This is a genomic window from Enterococcus sp. CWB-B31 (genome assembly GCF_020567645.1).
Lineage (GTDB): Bacteria > Bacillota > Bacilli > Lactobacillales > Enterococcaceae > Enterococcus_L.
The window spans coordinates 1-16296 of sequence record NZ_JAJDJW010000010.1 but is presented as its reverse complement, the minus strand read 5'-3'; the positions used below and the strand labels follow the sequence as shown (position 1 = coordinate 16296).

11 protein-coding genes and 1 pseudogene are annotated in these 16296 nt (G+C 34.2%); 5 read left to right on the top strand and 7 right to left on the bottom strand.

What is annotated here, in order from left to right; translation table 11 throughout:
• Window positions 1-30 precede the first annotated feature (30 nt).
• On the top strand, window positions 31-375 hold the full coding sequence (locus LI954_RS10125; protein WP_229444407.1) for a hypothetical protein: 345 nt from the start codon (window positions 31-33) through the stop codon (window positions 373-375).
• 136 nt (window positions 376-511) lie between these two features.
• A complete protein-coding gene (locus tag LI954_RS10120) occupies window positions 512-853 on the top strand; it encodes a hypothetical protein (RefSeq protein ID WP_229444406.1) in 342 nt (113 codons plus the stop codon).
• Window positions 854-883: 30 nt separating this feature from the next.
• Here the strand turns inward: LI954_RS10120 and LI954_RS10115 are convergent, their stop codons facing one another.
• Window positions 884-3439, bottom strand: a complete 2556-nt coding sequence (locus LI954_RS10115; RefSeq protein WP_229444405.1) for a SpaA isopeptide-forming pilin-related protein — start codon at window positions 3437-3439, stop codon at window positions 884-886.
• Window positions 3440-3611: 172 nt separating this feature from the next.
• Here LI954_RS10115 and LI954_RS10110 point away from each other — a divergent pair, with 172 nt between their 5' ends.
• Complete coding sequence (locus LI954_RS10110) at window positions 3612-4190, top strand: DUF6037 family protein (protein WP_229444404.1); 579 nt, start codon at window positions 3612-3614, stop codon at window positions 4188-4190.
• 164 nt (window positions 4191-4354) lie between these two features.
• Here the strand turns inward: LI954_RS10110 and LI954_RS10105 are convergent, their stop codons facing one another.
• From LI954_RS10105 to LI954_RS10090, 4 genes and pseudogenes are all read right to left on the bottom strand, one after another.
• Window positions 4355-4627, bottom strand: a complete 273-nt coding sequence (locus LI954_RS10105) for a hypothetical protein (RefSeq protein WP_229444403.1) — start codon at window positions 4625-4627, stop codon at window positions 4355-4357.
• Window positions 4627-6933: a S8 family serine peptidase gene (locus LI954_RS10100; protein ID WP_229444402.1), complete on the bottom strand. Its 2307-nt coding sequence runs from the start codon at window positions 6931-6933 to the stop codon at window positions 4627-4629. Before LI954_RS10100 ends, LI954_RS10105 begins: the two co-directional genes overlap by 1 nt.
• A gap of 5 nt (window positions 6934-6938) precedes the next feature.
• On the bottom strand, window positions 6939-8069 hold the full coding sequence (locus LI954_RS10095) for an AAA family ATPase (protein ID WP_229444401.1): 1131 nt from the start codon (window positions 8067-8069) through the stop codon (window positions 6939-6941).
• A gap of 675 nt (window positions 8070-8744) precedes the next feature.
• A pseudogene (locus tag LI954_RS10090) lies at window positions 8745-9485 on the bottom strand (ISL3 family transposase).
• A gap of 581 nt (window positions 9486-10066) precedes the next feature.
• On the opposite strand from LI954_RS10090, the gene LI954_RS10085 reads away from it, so the two are divergent.
• Window positions 10067-10438 (top strand): DUF7006 family protein, encoded by a 372-nt coding sequence (locus LI954_RS10085; RefSeq protein ID WP_229444400.1) that lies wholly within the window; start codon window positions 10067-10069, stop codon window positions 10436-10438.
• A gap of 104 nt (window positions 10439-10542) precedes the next feature.
• Here LI954_RS10085 and LI954_RS10080 read toward each other — a convergent pair whose 3' ends face one another.
• Window positions 10543-11964 carry a helix-turn-helix domain-containing protein gene (locus LI954_RS10080; RefSeq protein WP_202068394.1) on the bottom strand — a complete coding sequence of 474 codons (1422 nt, stop codon included), beginning with the start codon at window positions 11962-11964 and terminating at the stop codon, window positions 10543-10545.
• A gap of 364 nt (window positions 11965-12328) precedes the next feature.
• Complete coding sequence (locus LI954_RS10075; protein ID WP_229444399.1) at window positions 12329-13744, bottom strand: gluconokinase; 1416 nt, start codon at window positions 13742-13744, stop codon at window positions 12329-12331.
• A 1017-nt stretch (window positions 13745-14761) separates the two neighbouring features.
• Between LI954_RS10075 and LI954_RS10070 the strand changes: the two genes are divergently transcribed.
• Window positions 14762-15622 (top strand): DegV family protein, encoded by an 861-nt coding sequence (locus LI954_RS10070; protein WP_229444398.1) that lies wholly within the window; start codon window positions 14762-14764, stop codon window positions 15620-15622.
• The last annotated feature ends 674 nt before the right edge of the window (window positions 15623-16296 follow it).

Sequence of the window (16296 nt, the reverse complement as noted above, 5' to 3'; positions counted from 1 at the left end):
ATGTTTGATGATTTATAATAGGAGGCTATCATGAAAAAGAATAATATTGAACTTTTATTAGCTAATATTCAAAAAAGGCCTAAAATGTATATCTTGGAAGCTCGAATGGATTATCTTTTTATCTTTTTAATTGGATATATGGGACGAGGAAATGGAACTATAGATGAGGAAGAAATAGACATCGCTTTTAGAGAAAATTTTGGTAGATGGATAATGGATTGGATAGGTTTGAATTATGGAAAAGAATACCAAGAAGTTGAATGGTATCGTATGTTTCAAAAAGTAACTTCGAGCGAAGAAAAGGCAGTTGAATTGTTTTTTGAAGCCAGTAAAGAATTTTTTGATGACTATCATAAAAATAATTCGAAGAGCTAATTTTTAATACTGTATTACAGAGATCTAGTATGATGCAAAATTGGGTCGGATGAGAGGGTTCTATTTCAGGAAATAGTTGACAGGCGTATGCAGATGTATGGTTAGTTGAATAAGATAAATTGAAGGGAGTAAAGTAATGTATCGCAATGTTGAAAAATTAATAACTAGTGTTCAATTAAGACCCAAAATGTATATAGCTGAAATAAGGATTGATTATTTATATCATTTTTTATTAGGAAGAATAAGTGCCGTTATGAGAACAGATTTAATAGAAGATATTGATTTAGTATTTAAGCGTAATTTTAGCAGATGGACAGAAGAATGGATGTTAGAAAAATTTGGAAAAAAATATGATGAATTATTTTGGTATAAATGGTTTCAAAAAGCTGCTAAGACGGACCAAGAAGCTATGGAATTGTTTTTTGAAGCCAGTAAAGAATTTTTCGATGACTATCATAAAAATAATCCAGATATATAGTTTTTTCTAGGTTTCATTTGTCAAATTAACCTAGACACCATCTAGCAATAAGCTACCTAAAACAGTTCCTGCAAAAGAAACAACTTCACCAGTTTGGGGCAAGCTTCCTTTTACAGAAGTTTCTTTTTTACTTGGAATCATTTCATTTGTCATGTTACATTTGACAATTTCACCATTTTCTTGAATTTCAAACTTAATCGACGTTTCATCTAATTGATAGCCAGTAGGGGCTTCATATTCTTGGAAATAGTAAACTCCTCGTGGTAAGTTTTCAAAACTAAAACGACCTTGATGATCCGTTTTTCCTTCAATAATGATTTTTTTATCTTTATCAAGAATACGAATGCCTGTATCTGGCAGCTCTTTTCCATTGGACACGTCCGTTTTGGTTAGTTCAGCAATCCCTTTGACTAAATGATTTTTAATCTCCAGCAGTAGAAGTGGCTCTTGATCGGTTTGTGGTTCCTCAGTTGGGATAGTTTCATTCGTTAATTGCTTGTTTGGATTTTCTTCTTGCTTTTCTTCATTAAGGATTTCACTAAGTAAAGTTCCTTTATTGTCATAGGCTTGAATTCCTTCTAGAGTAGAAACGATTTGATAGGTCTCAGGAGATAGAACATACTGTTCAGAAGCTGGTTGTTTTTCTTTCAAATAGAATGTTCCCACAGGGATATTGGTAAAGGTAGCAAGAGATTGTTCATCAACAGTGACTGTTTGAATCACTTCTTTCTCCTCATTTTCTAAAGTGAAAATAGTGCCTTTTCCATTCCCTGTAAAAGCAAAATCATAGCCATTTTTTTCTTTTAAAGTGGCTTCTTCATTTACTTTTTTTAGTGAAAATTGATTGAAGTGAAGCTTATTTAGAAGTGGTACAGGTTCGTCCTCTGAGTTTTCTTCACCAGCATCTAATTCTTGAACGTAATAGTTTCCTTCCATTAATTGTTGAGTAGGGAACGTAAGCTCACCATCTTTTACTGTGCCAAATCCTAGTAGAGAATCAGCAGGCAGCACTGTTTTATCTGTCATTGTAAATTCTTGATTTGTATACAGACCGAATATTTTGTCGTTAGCTTTGATCTCTTCTATAATTGGTTTATTTTCTTTCCACTCCTGAATCTGTTCTTCGTTTTTATGGAGAGTGATCTTTAGTTGTTGAAAATCATTTTTTGCTTCAATAGATTGAGATACAAGTTCAACGTTTTGTCCTTCATAGGTGAATTCAAAAGGAAGCGGAGTGGTATTCATCAAATAGCCAGCAGGCGCAGCTGTTTCAATGGCTTCATATTTTCCGAGATAAAGTTTTGGCATATTCATTAATTCGCCATTGTTATCTGTTTGAACAGTGGCAACTACACTTCCTTTTTTTGCATGAACATAATTACCTACTTTAATATCTTCACGAGCTTTGATGGTGAAAGTTACATCTGCCAGAGGAACATAATCGAAAGTGATTTCATGGAGCTTTCCGTAGCCTGAATCTTTTACTGTAATACTAGAAGCTTTTTGCCCTGTTTTCTTTAGGTGAAGCAATCCTTGTTGGGCTTTATTTCCAAACACCGCCTCAATTGTTTTATTGGGTTCAATCGTAATTTCTTTAGATTCGCCTTTATTTACAAAGCCATTGTTGGCAATTACTTCGGTGATTTTTATTTTTGTGCCAGCTTTTAAGTCATTCATTTGAGCTAAACCATTCATATCAGTGACAATTTCTTTGGATTGTCCGTTAAACTCAAATTTCATTTTTGTATTGGGGACAGGTTGTCCAGTATCCTCATCTACTTTTTTCAATTTGACATTACCGTTTAAATTGACTTTGATATTTAGCTGAAAGGAACCGGCATTAGATAATTTGAAAGTAGCTACTTTTTGTTCATTGGGTTTGTTGAAAACAAAACTTGTACCAACATCATTCGCATTTGCAATATTGTACTGTAATTTTCCTGTCTCTTTCGATGAACTGGTTGCGGTTAACTTCAATTGGTTTCCAGATTTATTTAGTTGTAGATTTGCTGAATTGCTAGCTAGATTGCCATACTTATTTAAAACACCGTTTGTATCATTAAGTGTGATTGTATCGCCAACATTTAACGTGATCGTCTGATTATTGAATGAAGGTTTTGTATTGTGTGCATTCACTTTTGCTAGAATTTCATTTTTCCGATTTTGATAGTTGGGAAGGGTGGTAGACAGTAGCTGATCGCCAAATGACTCCCAAATCATATTTTGAGTGATCCCATAGTTTTCACTTGTAGGATTCGTTTTATAGCCATAATAGGCAATCAGAGACAAGCGGTCTTTTTCAGCAATTGTAAGTTCTGATGGATCAAAACCAGAACCGCCGTTTAAAATGGTACCATGTTCAATACAAAAGGCAGGTTCACCCTCTGCTTTAATCAAGTGAACACCATCGTCTGTCCAATGAAGACCAGCAGGGTTTGCTAAATACCAAGTAGAAACGTAATCAGCAATTCTTGTGTAGTTGACGGTAGCAGCAAGGGCAGCAATTGGAGTTGCAAAAAAACTAGCCATCATTACTATCAATGCGAGATAGCTGGCTAGTTTGTGCTTTTTATATTTAGTTTTCATTGTTTCTTTTCCTCCTTGAGTTATTTTGTTTTTAGAGTTATGAGAGGGACTTCTTATTTGTGGGGACAAGAGTTTTGGTCAACTCCTTTTTACTGAAAGTATTATTCAAATGGTATGGAACATGATAAAAATAATTTCTTGAGAAAAATTAGATTATTTAGGGAGGGTATTTATGAGATTAGAAAATTTTGAGCGATTATTTATTGCTATGAATCAAGCGGGTGAGAAAAAACAGAGATTTACAATAGAGTATAACGGAGTTAGAGCACATGTTCTATTTCTGGCTGACATTGAACCATTTCTTTTGATTTTTGGTATTCAAGATACCAATGAATATTTTGAGTTAGAGATGAATCAAGATTTTGAGGTTAATTCTTTTTTTGCTAAAGAACTGTATCTGAAATTGATAGAGATATTCAATATTCAGTATGATCCTAATCATAAATTCACGCCCAATGACTTCTTGAGTTTTGTTAATAATAACGTACCTGAGTTTAGAAAAACTGAAAGAGTAAAAAGTAGTGATATCCTTCGATACAAAAGAGACGTAGAGGAAGCAGACAAAATACATTTCTGTGGTTGGATTTATCATACTACCAAAAGTAATGCTCAACCTCCTAATCTTGAAAAAGCACGACTTTTAATGGGAGAAGTAGCTTATAAAAGGTGTTGTGAAAGAAATATCAGCTCTAAATGGACTGATATAATAGAAAGGAAAACCGATCCGGATTTAGAAAATTTTTTAGCTTAAAATGGATTTCTAAACAGCAATTGTAATATTTTCAATTGCTCAAAGTTAAAAAGGACTAGAAAATAACTCAGAGTGTTCGTTTTCCAGTCCTTTTAGAATGCTTATTAGAGTGATAAAATATTCCAAAATTGAATGGATATTCCGTCACATAAAAAATAATAAGATTAGTTTTTCTTTTTAATAGTCACTTTTACCCCTGCGGTTCCAGAAGCACCAACAAACAGTTTTGTGATTCCGTTTGTTTCAACAGCAGCTTCTAAGTTTAACTCAATATTATCTAGTTCATATGATCCTAAACTCTCTATAAAGCTTGTAATTTCATTAAAATTAATTGCTGTACTTGCAAAACTTGCTCCTATCCCGCTTGAACCACCATATTCTTTCTCTATTTGTGATTCGTCTTTCTTTACAGGCATTAATATTTCAAATTTTTTCATTATTCATCCTCCTCAGGTGTACCGATATCTATAGAGATTTCTTGGAGAATATTGAATCTATTAGTGGCTTCAATTTCACCATAAAGATTTAATTCTTCATTTTCATATAGACTTTCGATTGTTATTATTAGCACATATTCAATTTCTTCTTCATCTGGAATTTCTGGTTTTGTATATAATTCTAACCACAATTGCCAGTCGCCAGAATCAAAAACAGTAAACTCTTGAGAAAAATGATGCAAGTTACTCCATTTTTTTCGACCGTTTTTTTGAGAAGGGTTTTTGGTAACTAATTTAGAATTTGAATTAAGCATATGTAACGAAGTATCTATATATGCTCTTAAATATTCGCTACCTTTACTCATATCCACTGGAGAAATAGATAAGCATGTTACTGTAACTTTTGCTAACTTCACACCACTTTTTCTTTTATCTGATAAAACCGCAGGAATTAGAAATCCAACTTTTTCTTTTGTTTTCCTGTTCATTTTTCCGTACCTAATGTAAGTAGGTTTAGATGCAAATGACTCTTTTGCACTATTTAAATTTCCATAACCACAACCGTATACTTTATTGTACTCTTCGGTGCTTGTGTCTGACATGTTATCTATGGATTTAGCATGATGACTAAGTAATCCTCTGGAGATAAAAGTTGCTTTTCTATCCAAATTATCAGTATCTCCTATACTATTTAGATATTCAATAACTGAATGTTGTAATGAACTTAAATCGAATGCTGCTAAAGGAGTGGAAAAACTTGTACCAAAATCTAATGAAATATAACCATCTGAATTAATAACAAACATATCAGAAGTTCTTGGTATGAAGCATCGTGTATTTTGTTTGCACACATTTCCCCCAGGATAAACTAAATCTGGTTTATATGAATTTGCAAATCCATATCCAACTCTACTGAAAGGAGACAACGAATTCTTGTTAGATATGCTGTCTGGATGCTGATCTTTTGTGATTGAACCTATTGATAATGAATGAAGGCTTTCAGCTGGTGAAGCTAAACGAGCATCATCATGTTCACAAATGTCATTAATGTCATTTAAAGTTCTCCATAATTCGTGATTGCCCATTGACACAACAAAATTGACACCTTCTTTATAAGATATAACATCTAATTCAAAAGCTAATTTGCTTACTGATTTTTCACCAAAAATGGAGGAAGAGTTATCGTTAAAAGCTAAACAAAATGTTGTAGTTATATGCTTTATTTCCTGTACAGCTTTTCTGATTCTTGAAATTATTTTTGTCTCAGTTACAGTATTTCCATCAGATATTACTGCATCAATTATTCTAGCCTTAGGTATAAGTAATTGATTACTTATCTGTTCAGCCAAATTTTCTCCAAATATAATTCTACTAGCCACTTTAGTACCATGAGCAGAAGTATTATAATTAATATCTGGTGCAGTCCATCTACCAGATATAGCAGCAGAAATATTATCAGGGAAAGACACACCATCATCCAAAACACAAATAAGTGGAAGATCATCCAGATTGTCAGAATAAAAATCAAAACCTGCCACATTTTGTCCGTTCTTGGTAATTTGATGACTTCCATTATACTTATGAGTGATATCAATATCCAATACAACCTCTTGTTCAATCAAATCATTTACTGCACTAGAAGGTAGGTAAGCATGTAAAACAGGAGTATGGTCTGCTAGATAATAAATTCCATCGCTTTCTATATCTCCATTAAAGCTTTCTACTAAAGTGATTAGATGAGGTAATATTTTTGCATATTGTTTTTCATTTAGTTTTGGAACGACAGTGATTTGTGCATCAATAATATCATTATTATTTTCGTTATTTTGTAAGTAATCTAGCTTTTTACTTTTTTTGTCGTGGATATCTATTGGCGATATTTCATCAATATATTGCCAAAAAGAACTTTTAGGTGCGGTACCTTGCGTATACTGTGCTGCGCTTTCTTCTAAAGCGATCATATCATCTTTTTTTATTGATACGATGGCTTTATGGGAGTCTCTGATAGCATTGATATTTATTTTATTATCAGCAAAAATCCTTTCATAATCTCCTCGAGAATCAACAACTTTATCATCTGGAAGTTCAACTTGAAAAAAAAGTAAATCGTCTGACAGTATGTTATGTTTAGGGTTATTTCTTTCTTTTATTGATAAAAGACCTTCACCAATTTTTTCGCCATGTTTTCTAAAATCAATCTCAACTGGTTCTGGAATAGCTATTCGTTTAGCATCCTCACGCTGTACTTCATTGTCTGGTATTGTAAAATGTTTTTTCCCTTTTTTTCCTTTATTATCATTGTCCATAATTCTTACTTACCTCCTTTCAGTTTATCTGCAAGTGTGCTGCGTGGAATTTTTAATAATTCTGAAATACTAGTTAAAGTTAAACCGTTTTCTCTTAGTTTTGTTATCTTCTCATAATCAATTTTTTCCTTAGAGAAGTTATACATTAGAACCACTTCGATGATAGATTCTGAAAATTCTTTTAACAAAATATCAGAACTATTATTCAAGACTGATTTTTTCATTGTTTTCATACAAACTTCCTGTATTTCTGAAAAACTGAAATTCTCGCAGTAGTGACTGGCTTTTTCAATGCTACTATTGTCCATATGAAACTTGTGCTGTAGTAATAAGTTTCTAATGTAAATTTCTCGTAATTTTGTGTCTGGTTTGTCTAAATACAAAATACTGTTAAATCTTCTCCAGACGGCAGAATCTAATAATTTTTCATGGTTAGAAGCTGCGATTAAGAAATTGTTTGTAGGCATTTGATCGATATTTTGAAGTAATGAATTTACAACTCTTTTTAATTCTCCTAATTCGTTGCTATCATCCCTTTTCTTTGCAATAGAGTCAAATTCATCAAGGAAAATAATTACATCTTTATTATTTAGCTCTTCAAATATTGTTCTTAGATTAGAGGAAGTCTGCCCCAACATAGAGGAAATTAATGAATCTAATCTGACATAGACAATAGGTAAGTTCATTTTTTTTGCAATATGGTAGGCAATAGTAGTTTTTCCACAACCAGGAGGTCCACAAAGTAAAAGTCGATTCTCGATAATGATACCTCTGTCTTCAAATTTTTCTTTGTTAGTATACTCACTAATTAGTGAATCAATTTTGTTTTTGATTTCAGTTGATAGAACAAGGTTGTCTGAATCAATACTTGATGGGTATATAACATCGTATAATTTAGATTTTGGAATACTTGAATTATCCTTTTTCTTGTTATGATCGAACATCTTCAAGCCAGAAGATGCTTCATATTTTTTTTCTTCTGGGTACTTACTTAATACATTTAATAACATAGAATAGTTATTGTTTTTTCCTGCTTTTTTTTCATTTTCTGCTATTTTTAAAAGAGACTTTCTGAATAGTGTTTCTTTTTCTTGAAAATGATTTTCTGCTAATCCAATAATATCTTCAATCTTCATTATTTATCCTCCTTTTCGGAATAGTCCGTCCTTGGATAAACATATTACCATAAAATAAGGATTTTTAATAGGGGAACACTTATTGTTTTTCCGAAAATGTCCGTCGGGGATATAGGGTTTATCAAACGGTTCTAATATTGTGAAAATAAAAATATTTGTTTAAAACAAGTATTTTTGTCAACTTTTCAATTTTGGGAAACTTTCCTTAATTTAGAATCATTAACGGAATACAAATAACGGAATTACTATTTTTTTAATCCCGTTATTCGATGCTTGATTAAATTTTTCATCTTCTCCTACTGAATATTTGGGTTGATTAGGATCTAAAATTTGAACCTTAAACTTTGTTGTTTGATTAATTGGAGAATTCTTTATTAAGAGTATTTGTTCCAGCTCGCAATTGTCTTACTAAAAATTATCCAAAATATCCGTATTTTTCTAATTAAAACAGTTTGAAACTAAATCAAAACTAACTACAATTGACAAAAATTATCAGAATTTCGTAACATTCACTGAAAAATTAGAATGCTGTCATACCAACGATTAGAGCTTATCAGAAGCTCTTGGAAAAGCTAACCTTTTGCTGGAAGGGTCAGTGGGATAATGGCTCCTTGTCAACGAATATTGGTAAGAAAAATCCAGAGAAATAGAGTAGAGTCTAGAGAGAAATTTTCTCTAGGCTTTTTTGCTCAGTTTGAAATGCGCTTCGCCAAAGCAGAGATTGATCTTGAGTTTGAAGTTATAAAAGCTTCTGAATCCATAAGCATTGCGTTTGAGCACCTTGATATGATTATTTAAACATTCCAAAGGGCCGTTAGAATAAGGTCGTTCAAGGGATCGCTTAATCTTCTTTGACATTTTTTTGAAGGTTTGTATCGTTTTTTGATAGTTTTCTGGAAGAGAAGAGACATCTTCCAGAAGCAATTGGTGGAAATGAGAAAAATTTTTCTCTTTAAATGCACAAAGAAAGTGTTGATAAAGGGTATATCCTTTATGTAGCTCCAGATCATAACTTAATAAGCGATCAACAATGTCTGTTTCAGTTAAATAGGCACGAAATACAGGACACCACAGACGCTTCTGACTATTCAGTTTTGTTTGATTCTTTTGTAGCAGTTTCCAATACTTCTTTATGTGGGTGTACTTTCTTCGTTTTGCATAAACACGGCGATCAAATGTGTTCATTCGCTGAATACGATGGGGCAGAAACGTTCAGCTGATGAACTGAACGAGATGAAAACGGTCCAGAATGATCTGTGCATTTGGAAACATCTTTTTCACTAAAGAAAAATAGGGCGTATACATATCACAGACAACGAAGGTCACTTTTTGCCGTTCTGCCAAAGGGTAACTTTCTAAATGAGTCAGCTGTCTGTTTTCAAAGATATCAATGAGCTGATGGGTGTCTCCGTCCATCATGAAGCCACAGAACATAAGCAATGCGGACAATTGCGAGGGATGTCATCAAGGACATCAGAAAAAAACATACATACCTGTTCCTTGATTATTTCTTTAGAAAAAAATTTTTCTTCGAAATGAAGGGTTACGTCTAGAATATCGAGCATATCTTTGATAGAATCTGAACAAGACATCGTGCATTCTCCTTTAAAGTGGTTTTTGACGACTTTATTTTAAAGGATTGTAGGGTGTCTTTTCCATATATTTTTACTAAAAAAGATGCCAGTGATTTTTCACCAACATCATAAAGTATAGAGCCCTTCGCCCGCCATTCTGCTAGAGTATTTATGTAAGTAGAACTAGTAATTAAGGAAAGAAAGCCGATTATTGCTATAATTGAAGCTCAAATTGTTAATTATTTTTCCGATGAAATAGGCTCTTATTTGTTTTCTTACATATTTGTGAAATCTTACCATTATTTTCTATTTTTCTAAAAATAAATGTGGAAAATAAGTGTAATTAAAACAGGTAAAATAGGCAGTGAGCCAAAGTAGAATAAAGATTGCCCGAAATCATATGCGGGTAGAGGAGGTAGGAGCTTGAAAAATATATGGTGCGGATTATGGAATTCAGAGAAATGCTTTTCGTTGGATATTCTTGAGGAAGAGGATAGAGAAAAATATAGGGAATTGATGGATTATTCTGCAAAGATTCGTGAAGAAGCGAACGAATTAGTTCAGCAAATTAACGGAGAAAACTTTTATGAAGTTCTTCCTCAGCTGATGAAGTTTGATGCAAAGCTTCGAATTGTTTCCTTCTTTTTTTCGAACAAAGAAATAATTGAAGAATATAGGTGTGAAGAACTAATTGAATTGGCAGATTCAGAATACAAAAAGACTCATTTTGATCGACTGGCCAGCTTTGAGATGAAGCCGTTTGAAAAAGATTCATTGTTGTTTCAAATTGGATGAAGCAAGTCAGAATATTTATGAATAAATATGATAAAAGAGCAGACAGAATAAAAGTATTTTTGAAAGGCTATCTTTCAAATAACCATTTATTCCAAGCTGCTTTTTTATTTTATAAGTGTAAAGGCCAGCACTTCCTTAAGTTCTTCGATTCCGGGAGGGAAGTTAATAAACAGGAAATGTTTAACACTCTCAATACTCCCGGCTAGCGGTGCCCGTTTATCAAGGATAAACAATGTATTTTCAACATCATCATTCTCAATAATTTCACTGGTTAATTCAGTATACGTTGAAAATTCGATGGTTTCCGGAAGAAACCGTTGAATTGCTTGTTTTGTAATGTGGTAGTCAAAACTGTTTTCTGTAATAAGTGCAATCGTGTTTGCTTGCTTTTGCAGTATGAACGGACTCAGCCGAGAGCATAAGGCATTCAAGTGTTTTTCCGTAATAATCAGTCCGCAATCATTCCATTTATCCACAATTTGTTTTATTTGATTAAAAAAGTATGGATCAATTTTATTAGGCTTTGAATATTCTATGGAAATCATTGGGTGTAAGTTAAATGTTGAGCCTTTTAAAAAAATATATACAGCAGATAGAAACCAGTCCTCGTTCGAATAATCTACAGAGAATGTTTCAGTGAAAAGCCTCAGCAGTTTTTGAAAACAGGAATTGCTGATAAGATTTTCACGGTAAGCTGCCAAAATTTCTTTATTTGTTGTATGATCAAAAATATGTGTGTTAATAACAATTAAGGCCAGTATAGTGAATTTGTATTCGTCATTAAAGCGTTCTTGCCAAATCGGTTCAAACTGTTGTTTCACGAACTCTTCAAAGTTTTCCGGACAAGTATATTTGCTGATAGAGTAAATTGCTTCTTTTGAGAAAATCAATGGAGTTTTTGGCAGATCCTCTCCAACTGTTGTCTGCATTAAGGAATGAAAGAAAGTCCGTTCGTATTCAGAGAAGCAGATGCCCATATTCAGTTCAAAATGATCAAGTATCCGATTTGACTTCTGAGTAACAATCGGATCGAAGACCAACAGCTCAGCACCAAACTGTCTATCCAGTTCGGAAATTAAAAAACGGATTCTGGACAGATCACCAGTGACGTGATTATCAGTTAATTGTAATCCAATCTTTTTTAGAAAATGCTCCACATCTGATCTTAATTGATATCCCTTGGAAACTGAAATAAAATGTTCATCAATAAAGTCAATATATTTTTTATCAGAGGGAACGAGATAAAAATTCAGGCTTCGCAAAAATAGTGAGTGGGAGTAGACTTCCTTGCTAAGCCTCTCCTGATTGCCTGCAATAAAAGGATCGATACGAAGATTTCCCGTTTTATCCTCTGTGACAGGGATGCACAGCTCTTCTCTGAGATAAGCAATATCTTTCTCTAAAGTTAAAATAGTGCAATTGAGTTTACTGGAAAGTTCTGCAGGAGAAAGATAGTCACTGCCGAACAGCAGGTCGATAACGTCTATGGCTCGTAATAACTTTTTTTCTAGATATGTGTGTATCATTTGTTCTCCTCATAGACAAATTAGATTTGACATTGGATTCAAAAGATTCTCTTGTTAAAAGCCTATAAGCTGAATAAAATGACGGTAATTTATGCAGTATAATCCAGAGATACTAGAAAATAGCTGCAGCTCTTTGTCGTTGTAGTACTCAATTCAGATTACCGCTCCACTTAGAAAATTAATTGAATACATGTTAAAAAATAATGTATTTTTTGTATTTAACGATCATTAATTATAGTGTTTTTTTGCTTGATTTTCAAGAGAAATTAAGTGTTTTAACCCCATCTGTTCATTAAGTGAAAAATAAAAAACCAGAGTGCCAAAAAATACTTCATTGGGCTGCTCTGGAATAGAGTTAAAATATTTATCGATTTATTTTTGCTGTTTCTAGAAAAGAATGATAAAAGGAGAGATATTGGCTTTCATTTTTAGTGTCTTTTTTTATATATTGACAGTTAGTGTCTGACTGTGGAAGAGCCTTCTGATTTATTAGTCCTAAAAGTCCAAAGCACGGTTCATTATTGGCAGATAGCAGACAGTCTTTGCCTAAAATATCAGCAGTAAGCTGACTTAATGCCGGATGTCGAAAAACACCGCCATTAATAGAAATTTCCTGATCAGGAAAGGGGCTTGCGTCCATAATGGCTTTTAGGTTAAAAAGCAGTCCTTCGACGGCAGCACGGATAAATTCATTTTGTCCATGCAGTGCTGTGATCCCCTGATAGGAGCCTGTCAGAAATGGCTCCCACATAGGTGCTCTTTCTCCGTTAATATAAGGGAGAAAGAGTAAATGTTCTGCTCCCGGAGAACTTGCTTCAAGGGCGCTATCCAGGTGCTCAAAAATGGCTGTTGGATGATTGAAAAACAGCTTGCTTAGCCATTCCAAAACAGTTCCTCCATTATTTGTCGGACCGCCTACAACCCATAAGCCTTTCTTCAGATAGTAGCAAAATGTTTTTCCTTCAGAATCTAACTCTCGGTCTGCTGTGATCTTTCTGATGGCGCCGCTTGTTCCTAAAGTAAGACTAACTGAGAGTCCCGTGTTCAAATAACCGGCGTACGCAGCTAAACAGCCGTCGCTTGCACCAATTAAGAGCTGCGTCTGAGGCGAGAGTTCCAACGCTTTTTTTGTTTCATCAGAGAGGGCTAAAATTGTATTTGTATCAACCAGTATAGGCAGCTGTCTTCTGCTAATTGAGAGGTAGGTCAAGATTTCATCATCCCAGTCAAGAACAAGGCTGTTAAACAGCCCTGTTGCTGAGGCAGTTGAATAATCAAGGTAATATTCACCCGTGAAGAAATTTGAAACCAGTTCTTTTAGTCCAATCCATTTAATAACATTATCCGGCAGCTGTTCTGTTTCCTTTAACCACAAAAGTTTTGAGAAAGGGGACATATAGTGGATAGGCGTCCCAGTTTTTTCATAAAAAGATTGGCTGAGTGCTGACTTTCTAAATGCAGCAGCTGTTTCGGCAGCTTGATTATCAGACCAGATCAGCAGTTCCCCGCAGCTCCCGTCTTCATAGACTGGCATCAGTCCATGCATTGCGGTGCTTAAGGCGATATAGTGGATAGGGTAAGGATACTCTTCTATTATGGAGTGGATTCCTGTCTGCAATAAATCAAGTATTTCCAAAGGTTTTTGATATTTTTTTCCGCTTTTTTCAGTGTAAGTTTGGATACGCAGCTCTGTTGTCAGAATCTGATTGTGATTCTGGTAAAGAGTAAATTTAATTGCGGTGGTGCCAACATCAATGGTCACTATTGTTTGATGTAACATCTTATTGCTCCTTTCAATGGTCGTTATGTGCTTTAAACAATCTGTGTGGTAAAAGTTTAATGATTTTAACTTTTTATACTTTACAGAGTGATTGAAGAAATTTTTAGGATAAAGCCATCGTATGAGTACTTTTGACCTATACAGTCTTTGAAATAGTTGCTTCTTTTAGGAGAATTCAAGGGATTTTTTCCATGGGATAAAGACTCTCCTTAAACCAATTACCTCGCTTTGCTTAAATCAGAGAAGGAGTACGTCTCTTAAGATAAGCAGAGTTAAATTGAGCTTTGCTTATTTTACAGCAGCGTTGTCTGCGAGTGTGAATTCACGTTCATTAATCAGCTGCTTGTACAGTGTGCTGTTTTTAAGCTTTTTGTCTAGTTGTTATCCAATTCGATTCGTATGAAGTCCATAACGCTTTTTAAAAGCATTCATTGGAGAAGCATGGTCTGTAAATGCTAAAGTATGTAATCTTCAAAGTTGATTCCTTCTTCAATTTCCCGCAGAAGCTATGCAAGTTGCTGTAAAATGAATTCAAGATGCCATTTTCATCTATATATTGTTCTTTCTGCTCATGTTGTTTTCACTGACAAGCCAAGGTACATTCCCATAGTGTTTTTTCAGGTAGATACCTATATCATACATCATTTTAGGATAAATTTTCCAGTGAGTCAGTATAAAAGACTTTTTTGTTGGATAAAAGCATACGCTCAATTTTGTGGAACATTGAATGTTTTGATGCGAGATCTTTTTTAGAATGATATTTCTAAAGAAGACAGAGTAGAGAAGAACTGAAGGCTAAAAAGATTAAGAGGAATATATCAGGTTCTTTTTATTTTTGTTAAGCAAAAAATATAAAGCGATAATGCCTTTCATATGGTATGCTTAGGAGGATTACGTACATTATTATAGATCATGCCTTGGAACCTGTTCTTGCTGAAGCATAGGGGTGCCATTCAAATAAGTTTGATCGTTGTTCGGAATCGAGAACCTATAATAAAAGAAGTAAGGAAGTGTAAGATGAAAGATTATGTTTTGGTAGCAGAATCCGGAGCGGATATCCCCCAGATGTATGTAGAGAAATATAATATAGGAGTAGTTCCCATGCATGTAGGGATGGGTGATGAATTCTTTGATGATGGGTCTATCCCGGTTTCAGAAGTTTTTGCTTATTATGATAAGACAGGAAAATTGCCGACAACAGTTGGTAGTAATTCTCATGATTTTGAAACAGTTTTTGACCGTATTCATCAGAAATTTCCAAATAAGCATATTCTTTATCTGGCTTATTCTTCCATTACAACTGTGTCTTTTCAAAGTGCAAAGATTGCTGCGGAGAATCGGCCGTATGTTACTAGCATTGATACAAAAATGGTTTCTGCCGGACAGGCAATGATTGTGATTAAAACCGCTGAATTTATAGAGACGCATCCGGAAGCGGAGTATGATGAAGTTATCAATAAAATAAATGAACTGATTGATACCTGCCAAATGTGTTTTATGCCTGAAACGCTGATGTATTTGAAGGCCGGAGGCAGAGTCAGCAACCCTGCATATCTTGGTGCAAAACTGTTGAACTTAAAGCCGTTGATTGAAATGAAAGAGGGAAAGCTGACATCAACAAAAAAATATCGTGGTTCCATGATGCTTGCGATGAAAAAATTATTTGCTTATTATATAGAAATGTATAATTTAGATAGAGAAGAATTAACCTTTGTATACAGTGAGGGTCTGTCGGAAGAAATTCGCAAAACTGCAGAGAGGTTGGCAGCAGAGGCGGGGTTTAAAAAAGTACATTGGATTCCTACCGGTTGTGTGGTTTCTAGTCATGGAGGTCCAGGAGCATTTGGTATTGTCGGTTTTTCCGGGAATCATCTATAAAAGTCTCTTGATTTTTTGTTGAATAATAAGCTGTAGAAGTACTTTGATTTTTTGCCTGCTGTGAAAAAGATAGAGAAGGAAATTCAGGTTTGATATGCTCCCGACATAATAGGAACTAGAAAAAATAAAAATTTCTAGACTACTATGTTGGGAGTTTTTCGTATGTCAAAAGAGTGAAAATTAGTGTTGAAAAAATGTATTCTGTCCGTGAAGTTCTTGATGGTAAACAGTCAAAAATATTCATGTTAGGAATCGTACGCAAGCTTCCCTCATCTTTAATCAGCTGGTGAGTGATGCTCTCTGGGAGTCGTTATTCCAGAAACGAACCTTGGTAAAGAGACAGGGGTATTGGGGTAGGCAATTTGATTAATGTGCTGATAGGTGATGAAGAGCTGTTGAATCTGATATAAAACGAACCTGATAATAAAAATGAGCGACTGATTTAACGAAGAGTTTGGGACAGAATCAAAGTTCCAAACTCTCTTCATATCTAAACCCGAATAAACGGCGGTACAAAAGCAAAAATTCTTTTTGCGACGAGTAACCGCAGGAGCAACTCCTTCGGAATTAAGCCGAACTATCCTGAAAATATGAAGCCCTATTTTCGGATATTCCTTCTTAATTCTCGGAGCTGATCGCTTTTTATACGAAAACTAAAACTCAAAAAATGCAAA